The 17,791-nt window shown below is 34.0% G+C and carries 14 protein-coding genes; 12 read left to right on the top strand and 2 right to left on the bottom strand.

What is annotated here, in order from left to right:
• The first annotated feature begins 8 nt into the window (after positions 1-8).
• From ASD98_RS01495 to ASD98_RS01440, 12 genes are all read left to right on the top strand, one after another.
• Positions 9-1,682 (top strand): RagB/SusD family nutrient uptake outer membrane protein, encoded by a 1,674-nt coding sequence (locus tag ASD98_RS01495; protein ID WP_056199145.1) that lies wholly within the window; start codon positions 9-11, stop codon positions 1,680-1,682.
• A gap of 103 nt (positions 1,683-1,785) precedes the next feature.
• Positions 1,786-2,721, top strand: coding sequence for an alpha/beta hydrolase (locus tag ASD98_RS01490; protein WP_056199142.1), 936 nt, complete (start codon positions 1,786-1,788; stop codon positions 2,719-2,721).
• An 11-nt stretch (positions 2,722-2,732) separates the two neighbouring features.
• Entirely contained in the window at positions 2,733-3,698 is a 966-nt protein-coding gene (locus ASD98_RS01485; protein ID WP_056199139.1) for a DUF4861 family protein, read from the top strand.
• Between the two features lie 26 nt (positions 3,699-3,724).
• Positions 3,725-4,915 (top strand): glycoside hydrolase family 105 protein, encoded by a 1,191-nt coding sequence (locus ASD98_RS01480; protein ID WP_056199631.1) that lies wholly within the window; start codon positions 3,725-3,727, stop codon positions 4,913-4,915.
• A 10-nt stretch (positions 4,916-4,925) separates the two neighbouring features.
• The gene (locus ASD98_RS01475; RefSeq protein ID WP_056199136.1) at positions 4,926-6,131 is read left to right on the top strand and encodes a glycoside hydrolase family 105 protein; all 1,206 of its coding nucleotides are present in this window, start codon (positions 4,926-4,928) and stop codon (positions 6,129-6,131) included.
• A 22-nt stretch (positions 6,132-6,153) separates the two neighbouring features.
• Complete coding sequence (locus ASD98_RS01470) at positions 6,154-7,374, top strand: glycoside hydrolase family 105 protein (protein WP_056199133.1); 1,221 nt, start codon at positions 6,154-6,156, stop codon at positions 7,372-7,374.
• A gap of 163 nt (positions 7,375-7,537) precedes the next feature.
• A complete protein-coding gene (locus ASD98_RS01465; RefSeq protein WP_056199628.1) occupies positions 7,538-9,133 on the top strand; it encodes a glycoside hydrolase 43 family protein in 1,596 nt (531 codons plus the stop codon).
• A 26-nt stretch (positions 9,134-9,159) separates the two neighbouring features.
• On the top strand, positions 9,160-11,169 hold the full coding sequence (gene pelA / locus ASD98_RS01460) for a pectate lyase (protein ID WP_056199130.1): 2,010 nt from the start codon (positions 9,160-9,162) through the stop codon (positions 11,167-11,169).
• A gap of 105 nt (positions 11,170-11,274) precedes the next feature.
• A complete protein-coding gene (locus tag ASD98_RS01455) occupies positions 11,275-12,624 on the top strand; it encodes a glycoside hydrolase family 28 protein (RefSeq protein WP_056199126.1) in 1,350 nt (449 codons plus the stop codon).
• A 128-nt stretch (positions 12,625-12,752) separates the two neighbouring features.
• On the top strand, positions 12,753-13,496 hold the full coding sequence (locus ASD98_RS01450) for a rhamnogalacturonan acetylesterase (RefSeq protein WP_056199122.1): 744 nt from the start codon (positions 12,753-12,755) through the stop codon (positions 13,494-13,496).
• 44 nt (positions 13,497-13,540) lie between these two features.
• A complete protein-coding gene (locus ASD98_RS01445) occupies positions 13,541-14,836 on the top strand; it encodes a DUF4861 domain-containing protein (protein WP_056199119.1) in 1,296 nt (431 codons plus the stop codon).
• 393 nt (positions 14,837-15,229) lie between these two features.
• A complete protein-coding gene (locus ASD98_RS01440) occupies positions 15,230-15,406 on the top strand; it encodes a histone H1 (RefSeq protein ID WP_026729959.1) in 177 nt (58 codons plus the stop codon).
• Positions 15,407-15,502: 96 nt separating this feature from the next.
• Here the strand turns inward: ASD98_RS01440 and ASD98_RS01435 are convergent, their stop codons facing one another.
• Positions 15,503-16,366: a BatD family protein gene (locus tag ASD98_RS01435; protein ID WP_056199114.1), complete on the bottom strand. Its 864-nt coding sequence runs from the start codon at positions 16,364-16,366 to the stop codon at positions 15,503-15,505.
• Between the two features lie 41 nt (positions 16,367-16,407).
• Positions 16,408-17,727, bottom strand: a complete 1,320-nt coding sequence (locus ASD98_RS01430) for a hypothetical protein (protein ID WP_056199111.1) — start codon at positions 17,725-17,727, stop codon at positions 16,408-16,410.
• Between the last annotated feature and the right edge of the window lie 64 nt (positions 17,728-17,791).

Genomic DNA, 17,791 nt, shown 5'->3' with positions numbered 1-17,791 from the left:
GATATCAAATGAAAAAAATAATAATAATATTAGGAATTGCTGCCATGGTTTTAAATTCATGCAGCAATTATATAGAAGAAGAAAGCTTGTCAAATGTTCCTGCCGATGCCACTTATAAAACAGCATCAGGATACCAGTTATTGATCAATACAAATTATGCATGGCTTAAGAGCATTTATGGAGGAAATCCTTGGTTATTTGAATCAGGAACTGATATGTATGCCGAAGGAAGAACTCCAGAACCGGCAGGTTTAAGCCAGTATACACTTTTAATACCTTCTTCGGATAATGTTGCGGATTTGTATACGCCTTGTTATCAATTAATTCAATCTGTAAATAAATCCGTTTATTATTCAGCTATAACAGAACAAACAGCTAATTTGAACACGCAGGTGGGCGAAGCCAGATTTTTGAGAGCACAAGCGTATTTTTTATTGGTTCAGACTTATGGCGGAGTTCCAATTGTAAATGAAAATATAACAACACCGGTTTTATCTTTCCACAGAAATACTGCTGAAGAAGTGTATACTCAGATTATTTCAGATTTAGATGCAGCTTTGGCAAGTGTTGGAACAAACTCTTACAGCACAACAGGAAAAGTCAACAAAAGAGCCGTAAACGATTTACTGGCAAAAGTGTATTTAACCAGAGGATATGAAACTTTTGGCAAAGCTGATGATTTCGCAAAAGCAGCCGCTTACGCTGATGCAGCAATTGGCGGGCAAACACTTGCACTTGCCTTTGATCAGTTATTTAAACCCGGAAACGATTTAAATGCCGAAACTATTTTCTCTGTTCAGTATGATAAAGCTTCAACAAGTACAGACCCTACAAAACTTGGAAACAACCAGTTTTACTATTTCAGTTCGTATTTAGGAGGTGCCGAAACAGGTGCACCTTTAAGAAGTTATAATTTATGCCCAACAGATTACGCTTTAGGTCTTTATGAAAAAGGAGATAAAAGATGGGAAGGTACTTTTATGACAGAAATTCTGGAGGGTCCTGAAACTACAAACGGCGTTACAAAAAACGTGTTGTATTATCCGTATTACAGAAGCACAAATCCAGCTTCATTAAAAGTGAGACATTTTTATGAGCCAAAATGGTTTACGCCAGCAGACAGAATTGCTTGGGAAACAGCAAACGCTTCAAGAAAATCGGCGACGTTTGTGTATCATCCTTGGGGGGAATATTCTGCAGCGCATACTTTGATTAAAAACTTAGACTGCTATACCATTCCGGTTAAGAAATTTGACGATCCGGATCCTACAACGCCTTCGAGCACAGGTCCTGTAAGTACAAGAGATATTATTGTTTCAAGACTTGGAGAAACCTATTTAATTGCTGCCGAAGCTTATTTAAAAGCCGGACAGCCAGGGACTGGTTTAGATCGTTTAAATGAAGTGAGAAGAAGAGCAGGCGTTGCAAATGCGACAGCAGCAGAATTCAACATCGATTATATTTTAGATGAAAGAGGAAGAGAATTGTTAGGAGAATATAAACGCTGGTTTGATTTAAAACGTACCGGAACATTAGTTGCAAGAGCATCGGCTCATAATTATAAAATTAAGGCAGCTAATTTTGTTGGTGTTGGCGGACAGCTTAAAATTTTAAGGCCAATTCCGCAAGTGGCATTGGATTTAAACCAAAATAAAGATTTTCCTCAAAATCCTGGTTATTAGTAATTTGTTAGTTTTTTGAGACTATTTGTTTTTTTGAAGAAGTTAAAGAGGAGTTTGACCAAAGTGTCGAACTCCTTTCTGACTAAAAAATAAAAAGATTGTAATGCGAAAAATAATATTGATTTTATTCATGCTGTCTTGTGCAATAAACGCCCAGCAGACTTACCCTGTCGACACGTCGTACACGGTAAAAAGCACTTATACTAAATTGATAAAAAAATATCCGTTCATTACAATTCCGCTTATAGAGAAACACAAGGGGCTTTATCAAATTAAAGATGTAATTTACTTTAAAGAAAGTGGAAGAGAATTGCATTTAGATGCTTTTGTATACAACACAAAAAAGCAAAATCCCGCAGTCATCATGATTCATGGCGGAGGCTGGAGATCTGGAAATAAAACTCAGATGAACGCTTTGGCAAAGGAAATTGCTTCCTACGGTTATTCGTGTTTTACAATAGAATACAGGTTATCACTCGAAGCAAAATATCCGTATGGAGTTTATGATGTAAAAAATGCGATTAAATTTATAAAAGATAATGCAGTAAAATTCAAAGTAAATCCAGACAAAATTGCTGTTTTAGGCTGTTCTTCGGGAGGGCAGATGGCAGCTTTGATTGGTACAACAAATCAAAATCCAGCTTTTGAAGATGCTTCAAATCAAAGTAAGTCATCATCAAAAGTAAATGCAATTATTGATATAGATGGCGTTTTGGCATTCAGGCATCCCGAATCTTCAGAAGGAGAAATGGCATCGTTTTGGCTTGGAGGTTCTTATGAAGAAAAAACAGAGAATTGGAAAAATGCATCGGCTTTAAGCCATACCGACAAAAATACGCCGCCAACATTGTTTATAAACAGCAGTATTGACAGGTTTCATGCAGGGAGAGATGATATGATAAAGATTTTAAATCAATATAAAATCTACAATGAAGTTGAAACAATCGAAAACTCACCGCATTCCTTTTGGTTTTTTGAACCTTGGTTTTATAAAACAGTCAATTTTACAATCAAATTTCTAAATAAGATATTCAAATAATTTACCATACAATGAAAACAAAAATTACAGCCGCAGCATTATTTTTAATTGGTTTTACATCAGTTAATGCCCAAAAATATGATATTAAAACGGCTAAAACTTACGCCGAAATTTCGGTAAAAACAGACGGAAAATGGGAAGGACGCAAATATATTGGCGGAACTACTTTTAATAATGTTGACCGACTAAAACTGGCCCCCGAACATACAGATCATTCTTTTGATATTCGTTACGAAGGTCCGGGCTGGGAAAATAACCGAATTGGTTACCGTTTATACTTAGACTGGAGAAATGCAATTGATATTTTTGGAAAGAAAACTTCTGCCATGATTTTACCAAAAGTCGGACAGGATAATTTTGATTCCTATCACGAAATGAGCGACTGGGGAGCCGATATTCTGAAAGCAGGAAAAGCAATCGGAATTGGATCTATTGATCGTTATTTAAACAATGAAAAACTGCATTTCCGCGAAGTAGATTCTACGATTGCAACAGTTGTAAATAAAGACAACGAATCGGGTGTAAAAGTGAATTATTACGGATGGAAAACAGCATCTGATAAAATCGATTTTACTTCGACTTTAACCATAAAGCCAGATCAGTTATATACAAAACATACCATTCAGGCATCCAAAGAAATTAAAGGAATCTGTACCGGAATTGTAAAACAAAAGAATACAGAACTGCTTAAAAAAGAAAGCAAAAGCAAAAAATGGGCTTATATAGCTACATATGGTACACAATCTTTGGTTCCGGACAAATTAGGACTGGCTATTTTTTATGAAGTTAACACCATCGAAAATATCGCTGATACGGATTTGGATTATTTATTGGTTTTTAAACCAACAACAAAAGCTACTGATTTTTATCTTTTAGGAGCTTGGGAACAAGAGCAAAACGGAATAAAATCTCAGGAAGATTTCGTGAAATATTTAGATGCACAATTAGAAGTATTGAACAAAAAAGGGAAGATGTAATCATGTTGAAATTTGTTTCAATAAAAATGAGTTATAAAAGAACAGCTGTTGTTTTGTTCTCTCTTTTCAGCAGTTTTGCAATTGGTCAAAATACTGAAAAAATTGTAGTTTCTGCCAATTCAAAATGGTCAGAGAAAACAGCGGCGACCATTATAAATAAATACCCAAAGGCCTGGCAGATCGACGGAACCGAGAAGCCAAAATGGGATTATAAAATGAGTTTGACTTTGTCTGCTTTTGAGAAATTATATCTAAAAACAAAAGACAAAAAATATCTCAATTATATAAAAGAATACGCAGATGAATTGATTGACAGCAGTGGAAATATTGCCAAATACGATATCAAAGAATATAATATCGATTATGTAAATCCCGGAAAATTGTTGTTTAATTTATATGAAGAAACAAAAGACAATCGTTATTTAACGGTAATAAAACAATTAAGAACACAAATCGAAAGTCAGCCCAGAACGGCAAGCGGCGGATTTTGGCACAAACAAATTTACCCAAATCAAATGTGGATTGACGGTTTGTATATGGCTGAACCTTTTTATACACAATACACAGTTAAATATGAAAATGGTAAAAGTTTAGATGATGTTGCCAAACAATTTGAATTGGTTCATAATCATTTATTAGATAAAAAGACAGGATTGCCATATCAGGCTTGGGACGAAAGTAAAGAAATTGGCTGGGCAAATTCCGAAACAGGAACTTCACCAACAATTTGGAACAGAGGAATTGGCTGGTATATGATGGCATTGGTTGAAACGCTGGATTATTTCCCTAAGAATCATCCAAAGCAAAAAGAATTATTGGGATATTTGAATGAAATAGCAAAAAGTGCCGTTCAGGTGCAAAGCCCGTCAGGATTGTGGTTTCAGGTTGCTGATAAGCCGGAACTGTCTGGAAATTATTTAGAATCGTCAGGTTCTGCAATGATAATTTATAGTTTGGCAAAAGCGGCTGATAAAGGCTATTTAGCATCATCTTATAAAAAAACAGCACAAAAATCTTTTAACGCATTTGTAAAAGAATTTGTCAAAACAAATGAAAATAATGAAATTACGATTTCAAATGTTTCTTCGAATGTTGGTTTGGGAGGAAAACCATTTCGCGACGGTACAAATGAATATTATGCAAAAAGCAAAACAAAAGATAATAGTTCACCGGCCTTAGCAGCATTTTTATTAAGCGCAGTAGAATTGAATAAATAAACGATTTGATATGATAAAGAAAAGCCATTTTAGTTTTGCCGGAATTTTGAGTTGTATGATTGTTTTTTCATTTACTGAAATGAAGGCTCAGGAAACTTCAAAAACTATATCTAACGACCTAAGCTGGTCACAGAGAATGGCGCTTTCTATTATCAAACGTGCACCGCAGGCATGGCAGGTTGACAATAACGAAAAACCAAAATGGGATTATAAATTGGGTTTGTTAATGACTTCTTTTGAAAAACTGTATCAAAAGACAAATAATCCGGTTTATGGAGATTATATTAAAGTTTATGGCGAAACAGTGATTAATCCTTCGGGAGAAATTATGAATTACAAACTCGAAGATTATAATATTGATTATGTAAATCCGGGAAAATTTTTGTTTGATTTGTACAAAAGAACAAATGACAATCGTTACCTGACTGCAATGCAGACGTTGCGAAAACAGTTAGAAACACACCCAAGAACCAATTCAGACGGATTTTGGCATAAAAAAATATATCCGTATCAAATGTGGCTTGATGGTTTATATATGGGAACACCATTTTACGCGCGTTACACTGTAGAATTTGACGTCGGAAAAGATTTAAACGATGTTGCCAAACAATTCGAACAAATTCATCTGCATACGCTTGATAAAAAAACAGGATTACTTTTTCATGCTTGGGATGAAAGCAAGCAGATGCCATGGGCGAATAAAGAAACGGGAACTTCATCAAATTTCTGGTCGCGTTCTATTGGCTGGTATATGATGGCGCTGGTTGATGTTTTAGATTATATGCCAAAAGACCATCCAAAAAGAAAAGAACTAATTCAGTATTTAAATGATATTTCAAAAGCTGTTGCTAAATATCAGGATGCATCGGGATTATGGTATCAGGTAACAGATGCAGGAAAAAAGCAAGGAAATTACCTGGAAGCATCTGGTTCTGAAATGTTTGTTTATGCTTTTGCGAAAGGAGCAAATAAAGGATATTTACCTGCAGCATATAAAAAACTGGCATTAAAAGGTTTTGATGCCATAACAAAAGAGCTTGTCATAGTTGATCCAGATGGTGAAATTCATATTACACAGGTTTGTGCCAGCGCTGGATTAGGCGGAAACCCGTATCGGGATGGTTCTTTTGAATATTACATTAATGAAAAAATAAAAACCGATAACTCACACGGTTTAGGTCCGTTTATTCTGGCCGCCTTAGAAGTAGAAAAATAGTAGAATTTAAATATATTTTGAAATGAAAAATAATAGAAAACAAAGTTTTATGTCGGTTTTATTGGTTTGCGCCATTGCTTTTACAAGCTGTAAAGTAATTTCGCAAGAACCTGCAAAAAAAGAAATTGTTATTTCTAAAGACATGAAATGGTCAGATAAAATGGCTTTAACCTTGATGAAACGTCATCCGGAAAGTTATATGCTTGACGATTCTAAAAAGCCAAAATGGGATTATGTTCATGCCTTGGTTTTGCATTCAATTGAAGAATTGTACAAGAAAAATCCAGATCCTGGATATAAAGCCTATATAAGAGGTTATGTTGATGAACTAGTTCAGGAAGATGGAACCATTAAAACCTACGAATTTGACAAATACAATATCGACTTGGTGGTACCGGGGCGTTTGCTTTTTGATATTTATGCAGAATCAAAACAAGATAAATATTTAAAAGCGATGCAGTTAGTTCGTAAGCAATTAGCAGAGCAGCCACGTACAGCAAGCGGCGGTTTCTGGCACAAACAAATTTATCCAAATCAAATGTGGTTAGACGGTTTGTATATGGGTGAACCTTTCTATGCACAATATACTTTGACTTTTGAAAACGGAAAAAACTTTGATGATATCGCAAAACAATTTGAGTTAATTCAGCTTCATGCAACAGATCCGAAAACCGGATTATTATACCACGGCTGGGACGAAAGCAAAGAAATGCCCTGGGCAAATAAAGAAACCGGAAATTCTCCAAACTTTTGGTCCAGAGCTTTAGGCTGGTACGTAATGGCTTTGGTTGACGTTCTGGATTATATGCCAAAAGAACATCCAAAAAGGAATGAGTTAATTAAATATTTAAATAATGCTTCTGTGGCTTTGGCTAAATATCAGGATAAATCAGGTTTATGGTATCAGGTTACAGATAAAGGCGGAGAAAAAGGAAATTATTTAGAAGCTTCAGGATCATCAATGTTTGCTTATGCTTTTGCAAAAGGAGCAAACAAAGGATATTTACCGGCAAAATATAAAAAACTGGCAAACAAAGCTTTTGACGGACTGACTAAAATCTTAATTAAAAAAGTTGACGAAGATGGAGGTATTACCTTAACAAATTGCTGTCAGGTTGCAGGTTTAGGGGGTACACCATATCGTGATGGTTCTTATGAATATTACGTAAACGAAAGAAAAAAAGACAACGATCCTAAAGCGACTGGGCCTTTTATATTGGCCGCTTTAGAATTGAATAGATAGAAGCAATTGTGAATTGTAAATTGTGAATTGTGGGTGAAGGCACGCTTTGTCTTGCTGAAGGAAGTCGATGCATCGCTTAGAAACTCCAATTGCAAGTCACAATTTAAACCCGACAGGTTTTAAAAACCTGTCGGGTTTAAATAAAAAGTTAATCATTACAAAAATGAAAAATATAAAAATCATTTTCTTTCTCCTTTCCGTTTTCTCTTTTGAGAAAAATTCGGCACAAGTCTGGACACCGGATAATGGAGACGGAAACTATACAAATCCTATCATTCACGCTGATTATTCAGATCCTGATGCTGTTAGGGTTGGAGATGATTTTTATATGACCGCATCGTCTTTTAATTGTATTCCGGGATTACCAATTCTGCATTCTAAAGATTTGGTAAACTGGAAGATTTTAAGTTATGCACTGCCAAAACAGCCGCCTTTTGAAACTTATGATAAAGTACAGCACGGAAATGGAGTTTGGGCGCCAAGTATTACATATCATAACAACGAATTTTATATTTATTATCCAGATCCTGATTTTGGGATTTATATGATAAAAGCTAAAAAAGCCGAAGGCCCCTGGTCAGAACCTCTTCTAGTAAAAGCCGGAAAAGGACTGATTGATCCAAGTCCGCTTTGGGATGATGACGGAAAAGTTTATTTAGCGCATGCCTTTGCAGGAAGCCGTGCGCAGATTAAAAGTTTATTGGTAGTCTGCACAATGAACGCAGAAGGAACAATTGCTAATAATGACGAAGTTATGGTTATTGACGGACATGAAAGCGAAGGCACAATTGAAGGTCCAAAATTCTACAAACGAAACAATTACTATTACATTTTTGCACCAGCAGGGGGCGTTCCTAACGGCTGGCAGACTATTTTACGATCTAAAAATGTTTTTGGCCCTTATGAAAAGAAAAAAGTATTAGAACAAGGATCAACTAAAATAAACGGTCCGCATCAGGGCGCGTGGGTTCAGACACAAACTGGTGAAGACTGGTTTATTCATTTTCAGGATAAAGGTGCTTACGGAAGAATTGTGCATTTACAGCCTATGAAATGGGAAAATGACTGGCCGGTTATGGGACAGGATTTTGACAAAAACGGAATAGGAGAGCCGGTTACAACATTTAAAAAACCAAATGTTGGCAAAAAATATCCAATTGGAAATCCTGCGGCATCAGATGAATTTAATGAACCAAAATTAGGTTTACAATGGCAGTGGCAGGCCAATTCGCAGATTAATTGGGGTTTTCCAACCAGCATGGGATATCTAAATTTATTTTGCGTAACAACAATTAAAGACATAAAAATTTTTGATGCTCCAAATTTACTGCTTCAAAAGTTTCCTGCCGAAGAATTTTCGGCGACAGCCAAAATAACTTTCAATACAAGATTAAATGGAGAATCGACCGGACTAATTGTAATGGGATTGGATTACAGTTATTTATGTTTTAAAAATGTTGAAGGAAAATTATATTTAAACCAAAAAACAGGAACATTCAATAAAACTGTTTCAGAAACGGAAACAAAACCGCTTTTAATTTCAAATAATACAATTTACCTAAGAGTTAAAATTAAAAAAGGCGGAGTGTGCAGTTTCTTTTACAGCTTAGACGATAAAAATTATCAGGCAATAGGAACAGATTTTATCTCAAAAGAAGGAAAATGGATTGGAGCTAAAATTGGACTTTTTGCTGTAAGCGAAAAAGTAACTAACGATTCAGGAAATGCAGCTGTTGACTGGTTTAGAATTACGAAATAAAAATTATTAAAAACTAAAAGAATAAAATGATTCCACTAAAAAAAATAGTACTGCTTTTTATTGTTGGTTTTAGTTTTGCAGTTAAGGCGCAAAATACAAATAAAAACTGGCCGGATATTATTCGTAAAAATGATGCGTCGTGGTTTGGTACAGAAGAAGCCAAAAAGATTGCTGAAAATGTTTTGCTTTATCAAAGAGATATTGGAGGCTGGCCAAAGAACATTCAAATGCAGAATGAGCTGACTTCTTCGCAGAAAAAAGAGTTGCTTGAAATAAAGAAAACCACAAAAGAAACTACGACAGACAATGGAGCAACGACTCAGGAAATGCTTTTTATGTCTAAAATGTATGCTCAGGTAAAAGACGAACGTTATAAAGAATCTTTCTTAAAAGGTTTAAATTATTTGTTAGAAGCGCAATATGCAAACGGCGGCTGGCCTCAGTTTTATCCATTAAAAAAAGGATATTACACGCATATTACTTACAATGACGATTCGATGGTGCGCATTTTAAATGTGATGAAAGAAGTAGCTGAAGAAACTGATTTTTACAGCATTAAGCCATCAAAAGAAATTGTCGCCAAAACAAAAATGGCTTTTGATAAAGGTATCGACTGCATTATAAAAACACAATACAAACAAAATGGAGTTTTAACCGCCTGGTGTGCGCAGCATGACGAAGTTACTTTACTTCCGGCTAAAGCCAGAGCTTATGAGCTTCCTTCGCTTAGCGGAAAAGAATCGGCTAAAATTGTTTTGCTTTTAATGTCAATTCAAAAACCTTCTCCGGAAATAATTACCGCTGTAAAAAGTGCTAATGCCTGGTTCGAAAAAACGAAAATTACCAATCTTGAAGAAAAACGTGTTTTAAATGATGCCGGCAAAATTATCGACAAAAAAATGATTCCGGTTCAAAATGCTGAACCAATCTGGGCAAGATTTATGGAACTGGACAACAACGAGCCTTTCTTTAGTGATCGTGACGGAATCAAAAAGAAATCGCTGGATGAAATAGGTTCAGAACGCAGAAACGGTTATGCCTGGTATACAGACGAACCAAAAGAAGTTTTGAAGAAATATGCTTCCTGGGCAGTTAAAAACGGAGTAAAGGTTACGGAAGTACCCTCAGAGAAAAAAAAAACTAATTTTTTAACTGTTGCACAGGATGGCTCAGGCGACTTTACTAAAATACAAGATGCCATTTATGCAAGTCCGTCTTTTCCTTATGAAAAAGTAACAATTTTTATAAAAAACGGAACGTATAAAGAAAAGCTTAGAATCCCGGAATGGAATACTAATTTGATTTTATTGGGTGAAAGTAAAGAAAACACCATCATTACTTTTGATGACAATTTTTCGAAGATCAATCTAGGGCGCAATAGTACCTTTTATACTTCAACCCTTTTAGTTGAAGGAGATGATTTTTCGGCATCAAATTTAACCATTCAAAATGCTTCCGGAGATAAAGGTCAGGCGATTGCGTTATCAGTAGTAAGCAATCGTGCTAAAATTTCAAACTGCATTATTTTAGGAAATCAGGACACACTTTATTTATCAGGAAAAAATGCAAAACAATATTTTAAAGACTGTTACATTGAAGGAACAACTGATTTTATTTTTGGAGGCGCAACTACATTATTCGAAAATTGTGTCATTCACAGCATTAAAAGTTCGTATGTAACAGCCGCTTCAACTCCTGAAGGAACAGAATACGGCTTTGTTTTTAAGGATTGTAAACTAACGGCTGAACCATCTGCTAATGCGGTTTATTTAGGAAGACCGTGGCGTATTTATGCCAAAACCGTTTATATAAACTGTGAATTAGGAAAACATATAAAAGCCGAAGGCTGGGAAAACTGGTCAAAACCAGATGCAGAGAAAAACGCCTTTTATGCCGAATACAATAACAGCGGAGAAGGATTTCAACCAGCCAAAAGAGTATCGTGGTCACATCAGCTTACAAAATCAGAAGCAGATCAATATTCGATAGAAAATATTCTAAAAGATTCTGTACCAAATTGGTACAGAAGTTACTAAGTTGCTGAGATTCTAAGATGCTAAGAATTCAAACAAAACTTAGAATCTTAGCATCTTAGAATCTCAGAACCTTAGCATCTCAGAACCTCAGAACCTAAAAAAAAAATGAAATATCTTATACTTTTATTAATTTGTTGCAGCTCTTTTGCTCAGAATAATGATTTTCCAACAGCAAAAGTCGATTCGATAGTGAATAGAATTCAACTTCCGGTTTTTCCTGCTTATCAGGTAAATATCTTAAAATTAGGGGCAAAAGGAGATTCTATTACAAACAACAAAGCTGTTTTTGATAAAGCGATGGCATTATGTAAAAAGAATAATGGAGGGACTATTATTGTACCAAAAGGGATTTATAAAGTAAACGGACCAATTCATTTTGTTAGCCATGTAAACTTGAAAATAGAAAAAGGAGCGAAGATTAAATTTAGTGACAATCCGCAGGATTATCTTCCAATGGTCTTAACAAGCTGGGAAGGAACTATGTTGTATAATTACAGTCCACTTATATATGCTAATGAATGTACCAATATTGCCATAACAGGCGAAGGAACGATTGATGGAGAAGGAGGAAATGTGTGGAAAAGTTTTAAAGCAAAAGAAAATCAGGGGAAGAATTTAAGCCGCGACATGAACCACAATAATATTCCGATAAAAGACAGAAAATTTGGTGAAGGTTATTTTCTGCGTCCGCAGATGATTCAGTTTTTGAATTGTAAAAACATTTTGGTCGAAAATGTGAGAATTGAAAATTCACCGTTTTGGTGTTTACATCTTTTAAAATCGCAGAGTATTACCATTCGCGGTATCAGCTATAAATCATTAAATCACAATAATGACGGAATCGATCCAGAATATGCCAAAGATGTTTTAATCGAAAATGTAACCTTTGATAATGGCGATGATAACGTTGCTATAAAAGCAGGCAGAGATCATGAAGGAAGAGCCAATACAGCAACACCAAGCGAAAATATAATAATTAGAAACTGCAATTTTAAAGGACTTCATGGCGTAGTTATTGGCAGCGAAATGTCGGCAGGAGTGCAAAATGTTTTTGTAGAGAACTGTAAAACCATCGGATACTTAAAAAGAGGAGTTTATCTAAAAACGAATGCAGATAGAGGCGGTTTTATCAAAAATATATTTGTTCGAAACCTTCAATTAGATCAAGTTGAAGATTGTATTTATATTACGGCCAATTATCATGGCGAAGGGAAAGGATTTCAATCGGATATATCTAATGTTTCATTCTCGAATATTACTTGTAATAAAGCATCAGAATCCGGAATTGTAATTCAGGGGTTTCCCGATAAAAAAATCAAAAACATATCATTAAAAAATATAGAAATCAAAGAAGCTAAAAATGCGCTCTCCAATGAAAATGCCGAAAACGTTTTGATGACGGATGTTTTTATAGGACAAAGAGCGACGGTGCCTACAGCGGTCTCGAAACCGTAAGTTTTTTTTAGGTTCAAAGGTTCAAAGGAACAGAGGGACAGAGGTTTCTGTAGAGACGCACTGCAGTGCGTCTACGCAAATAGTATCCTTCAACTCAGACTAATAATTGTAATAAAAATAAAAGAAAAATGAAAAGATATATCTTAATCTTATTATTAATCTCCTCAGCTTGTTTTGCACAAAAAACGACTCTATATACTATAGGTGATTCCACAATGGCAAACAAAAAAGATCCCGAGCGAAATCCGGAACATGGATGGGCGCAGGTATTACAGCCATTTTTTAAAGACGATATAGTAGTGCTCAATAAAGCTGTAAATGGACGAAGCACAAAAAGTTTCATCAACGAAAAACGCTGGGATTCCATTTATAAAAAACTAAAAAAAGGAGATTATGTTTTTATACAATTCGGACATAACGATGAAAAAATAGAAGATTCTACCCGTTATACAAACCCGCATACTTCCTATAAATATAACTTAATTCGTTTTGTAAAAGAAAGCAGAGAAAAAGGAGCAATACCAGTTTTGTTCACTTCAATTGCCAGACGTAACTTTAATGAAAAAGGAGTATTAGTTCCCACGCATGGCGATTATCCTTTAGAAACCCGTTTAGCAGCACAGGAATATAAGGTACCTTTTATCGATTTAGAATATTATACCGAAGTATTAGAACAATCTTACGGTCCTGAAAAATCAAAACAGCTGCATCTGCACTTCAAAGCAGGCGAAAATGCTTATTATGATAAAGACAAGGCAGATGACACGCATCTTTCGTTATTAGGAGCCAAAACAATTGCCCAAATAGTAGTAAATCAAATTAAAGCTTTAGATGATAAATCTTTAGAAAAACTCCAAAAAGGAATCAGATAAATAAAATAATTTCCAATGCCTAAATTGGTTTAAAAATAAAAAGAATGAAAAGTACCATTAAACTTTACACATCAACTGCATTTTCGATACTAATTTTTGCGTCTTGCCAGGCGCAGCAAAAAAAATCTAAAGAAAATACGATTGTTTTAAAAAACACTTCTAATATCGAATTATTTCAAAAAGCGATTGCGGTAAAAAGAAATCAGCTTACCATAAATAAAGATTCAGGAACTTATCCGGTTTTACTTTTTAAGAATGATACAATTCCGACGCAGGTTAATGACTTAAATGGTGACGGAAAATGGGATGAATTTTTTTTTGTAACCGATTTTTCTCCAAATGAAGAAAAAACAATAGTGCTGAATTGGTCGCAGAAAGATCCTAAATTCCCAATAAAAACAAGTGTGCGATTTGGAAAAAGAGAAGGGAAGAACCTTCCTGTTCATTCTGATACGCAGGAAGTTTTAATGGCAGACCAAGTACATAAAAAATTAGGCTATCAAAAATACCAAACAGATGGGCCAACCTGGGAGAATGATAAAGTAGGTTTCAGGCATTATTTGGATGGAAGAAACTCAAAAGATGTCTTTGGAAAAAAATTGCCGGGCATAACACCCGAAGATGTTGGAATTAACAGTAAAGGTGCAGTTGAAGACAATTATCATGTAATGTACGACTGGGGAAGAGATATTTTTCCTGTTGGAAATTCGGCTGGTTTAGGCGGCTTTGCTTTATTAACGAATGACAATAAAATCAACAGACTCGGAATACTTGCTGCCGACACTTTAAATACTATTGAAAAAACAACTTTTAAGATTATCAGCGAAGGTCCGGTTAATTCCGTTTTGAGTTATACTTATCAAAATTGGGAAGTTTCAGGAAATAAATACCAGGCGCAGGAAACAACTTCAATCTGGCCGGGAATGTATGGCTATAAAAATACAGTTTCGCTGAATGGTTTAAAAGGAAACGAAATGCTGCTGATAACACTTTCTAATCTAAACAATCAAAACCCGCTGCAGGTAATTGAAGCAGGTGATTTTGTTTGTTTTATTCAGCATGATAAATTGACTTACGAACGTCAATGGATTTTAGGAACAGCAGTTATTGTTCCGAAAAATGTTTATAAAGGATATATTGAAGCACCAAAAACAGGACAGCTCACAGATTCTTATCTCATAAAACTGAAAACAAAAAACAAGGAGGAAATAAGTTATTATCCGATAGCGGGATGGGAATTGAGTGCAGATAAAAACTTTAAGGATTCAGCCTATTTTAGTAATTATGTGACCAATTTGGCAAAACAGCTTTCAGCTAAAATTAAGATAAGCATAAAATGAGTTTAATATTAATCTTCATTTAATACAGATAATAACAAAATCTTAATATTTAACCTGTATTTTGAAGTTCTGCACGTAAATAGACAATCAATTGGGGAAAATTTCCGCACATTCTCAATGGGAAAATAAAAATTTAAGCGAAAATCTTATACTTTAAAACCGTTTTAATTTTTTATAAACCTATTTTAAAACGTGTCTAAATAAGTTCTGAAATTTTATTTTGATAATAATTGTCTGATTAATAGTTTATTGCGAAAAGATGATTTAGCAAAAAGCGATTCGTAAATTTTAGGTTAATTTAAAGTAGAAAAAACAATGATAATTTTAACAGCAAATATGTTGTAACTATCAATCAAACTTCTATTTTTGCGCCTTAATTTAATAATTATAAGCATGAAAGATCTATTAGTAAAAATCAACGCCGAAATTGACACATTCAAAGCAGAAGCTGAATCTTTAACTGAAAAAGGTATCAAAGCTGCAGGACCAAGAGCACGTAAAGCTACTTTAGAAATCGAAAAACTTTTAAAAGAGTTCAGAAAAGTTTCTATCGAAGAATCAAAAAAATAATACAACTAAAACCTCGTCAATCGACGAGGTTTTTTTTTAGATAATATTCAGTAGAAAAGGATCAATCTATTCCTTCTGTAAATAATGATTTAAGCATTAATCTTTAATGCTGTAAAGTATTTGCTGAAAATCAGGTTTAAATGTATTTTTTCGTTCTATTGGCACCCAGGATATAAAAGTGTAGAAAGTAGATTTTGTTTCTGCTACACCAATGAAATAGTAAAACTGTTGTTTTCTTTCTTTATCGTAATAAGAAACATCAGCTTCCATAAAATTTACAGACTCTTTATTAAAATAAACAGGCTGTGAAGCTTCTTTTTCTTCTTTCTCAAAAAAATCATCTATCAGCGTTTTGCAAAAATCATTTATCGAAGAGTAAGTTTCTCCGGATAAAGCTAAATTCTCTTTAGTTTCATACATTACAGTTCCAAAGAGATTGTTTTCGATATTTTTATATTCTATTGCCGAATACGTATTTATGCCGCTGGTTTTGTCCATGTAAGTTGGGAGACTTATATTAAATAAATGTCCGCCTCTATAATCCTTAAATTTTGCTTGCACATTGACTAACGGATCGTTAACAACAGTTATATAAGACTCTGGTGTTTTGATAATTTTACCTTGATATAAAATGGATAACTGAGGCAGTTTCTGTTTACCCAGCGTAATTGCTTTAAATAAATAACTAAAAGTAGTTTGATAAGAAATAACTTTTTTATCTCGTGTTGTTGCACTGTAAGATTCTGCAGGACCGCCTATTTTGTCAAATTGATTTAAATCTAATTTCTGAATAGAATCACGCTTATACTCAAGCTTAACCGGAATTTCGAATCTAAGATTGATATTTTCATTAAGCTGGCATGTTTGTCGATCAAAATTTATTTTTATTTCCTGTGCTAATAAATTATTAACAGAGAAGATGGCGAAACAGAAGAACAAAATTACTTTTTGATATTTCATTTTTAGTATTTGTTTAAAGAATTTCATTTGTAAAAACATTTTTAATATTGTCTTGGTCCAACAGCGATTAATTCTTTAGTTTTTAAATCATATATTTTAGTTTTATTACTACATTGAAACTTAATTTGCAATCGTTTTTTTTCCATTAAATCAAACTGATAAGTCCAACGATCGTTTTTGTCTTCTTTTAACTTTATAATTTCTTGACCTTCTTGATTGTATAGAGCATATACATCATTGTTATCTTCGTTTTTAACCGTAAAATAGTAAAAGTTTAATAGTTTATTATCCTTAAAAAAATCCAGAAACTCTTCACTTGGCTGACTATAAAAGTTTATTTTCTGCATCCCTATTAAATTAAATTCGGCAGGCAGAATAATTTTCCCGCTTTGATCTATAATACCCATTATATCTCCTTTTTTATCAGGTGAAAAAGCAAAAAGTTGATCTACAATGATGTCATGATCTGGATGAATATTAGCAAAATGAGCTACTCTATGTTTTACAGGTTCAAGAAAAGGATAAGCAAAAGGAGAAACTGTTCCATCAAAATCAACAATTTGAATTCCTTTTTCAGTTTGCGAAAAATAATATTTTTCATAAGCCATTAGAGCATTTTTGGCAGTATTAGGTTTGACGTTTAATGTACTGTCAATAGCGGTATCATAATATGGATTTGGTTTTCCGGTTTCTGAATTGCTTTTCTGCGCCCAAATTTCATTTTTCTTTTTTACATATAAATAGCTTTGAAAATCTTTATACAATTTTAATAGAATCTTTTTATCTGTATTGAGATCGAAATATCCAAATTGATTGTCGCTATTAAGATAAATCATATTTTTATCAAGATGTGTTATTGAAGGATAAATACAAAGTTCAGCTGCATTATCTTTATTTGCATCTAAGCGAAATAATTTGTCATCATAATTTATGAGATTGATTCGATCTGGTATTGTTTCCTCACCCCAAAGTTGTTTTTTAGTGATAAGATAAAGCTGTTTATTTTGGTAAAAAAGTGATTTTATATCTTCGCCTTTATCAAATGTATATAGCAGTTTACCATTTACATTAAACAAAAAGCTTTTAACATACATGGAAATACTATCTTCCCTGTAAGATCCAATATAAAATATATGCTTTGATGTTGGTGGATAACTTTCACCTGCCAAATATCGATCTATCCAGCCATACTTAGCCGGAATAAGAATTTGTTTGGTTTCTGTAACCATTACGCCGCTGTTAGTACCTTCTATAAATCTAGTATAGGGAGTATCAGAATATGGATCATATTTTAATTTTGCTTTGCAGGAATTAAAAAGGATACAAGACAGAACAAGCAATACATAAAGTATATTTTTCATAGGTTTACTTTTATTATAATGATATAATAAATTGTAAAAAGGTTGGGATTGATACGTTTTTTTA

Origin of the sequence: Flavobacterium sp. Root186, from assembly GCF_001428525.1 — a bacterium.
Taxonomy (GTDB): Bacteria; Bacteroidota; Bacteroidia; order Flavobacteriales; family Flavobacteriaceae; genus Flavobacterium.
The sequence above is the reverse complement of the archived record's forward strand: the minus strand, read 5'-3'. Positions and strand labels throughout refer to the sequence as shown.

Bases quoted from the DNA above. Each gene is read 5' to 3' on its own strand.
- ASD98_RS01495 (WP_056199145.1), top strand. From the start codon at position 9: ATGAAAAAAATAATAATAATATTAGGAATTGCTGCCATGGTTTTAAAT.
- ASD98_RS01490 (WP_056199142.1), top strand. From the start codon at position 1,786: ATGCGAAAAATAATATTGATTTTATTCATGCTGTCTTGTGCAATAAAC.
- ASD98_RS01485 (WP_056199139.1), top strand. From the start codon at position 2,733: ATGAAAACAAAAATTACAGCCGCAGCATTATTTTTAATTGGTTTTACA.
- ASD98_RS01480 (WP_056199631.1), top strand. From the start codon at position 3,725: ATGAGTTATAAAAGAACAGCTGTTGTTTTGTTCTCTCTTTTCAGCAGT.
- ASD98_RS01475 (WP_056199136.1), top strand. From the start codon at position 4,926: ATGATAAAGAAAAGCCATTTTAGTTTTGCCGGAATTTTGAGTTGTATG.
- ASD98_RS01470 (WP_056199133.1), top strand. From the start codon at position 6,154: ATGAAAAATAATAGAAAACAAAGTTTTATGTCGGTTTTATTGGTTTGC.
- ASD98_RS01465 (WP_056199628.1), top strand. From the start codon at position 7,538: ATGAAAAATATAAAAATCATTTTCTTTCTCCTTTCCGTTTTCTCTTTT.
- pelA (WP_056199130.1), top strand. From the start codon at position 9,160: ATGATTCCACTAAAAAAAATAGTACTGCTTTTTATTGTTGGTTTTAGT.
- ASD98_RS01455 (WP_056199126.1), top strand. From the start codon at position 11,275: ATGAAATATCTTATACTTTTATTAATTTGTTGCAGCTCTTTTGCTCAG.
- ASD98_RS01450 (WP_056199122.1), top strand. From the start codon at position 12,753: ATGAAAAGATATATCTTAATCTTATTATTAATCTCCTCAGCTTGTTTT.
- ASD98_RS01445 (WP_056199119.1), top strand. From the start codon at position 13,541: ATGAAAAGTACCATTAAACTTTACACATCAACTGCATTTTCGATACTA.
- ASD98_RS01440 (WP_026729959.1), top strand. From the start codon at position 15,230: ATGAAAGATCTATTAGTAAAAATCAACGCCGAAATTGACACATTCAAA.
- ASD98_RS01435 (WP_056199114.1), bottom strand. From the start codon at position 16,366: ATGAAATATCAAAAAGTAATTTTGTTCTTCTGTTTCGCCATCTTCTCT.
- ASD98_RS01430 (WP_056199111.1), bottom strand. From the start codon at position 17,727: ATGAAAAATATACTTTATGTATTGCTTGTTCTGTCTTGTATCCTTTTT.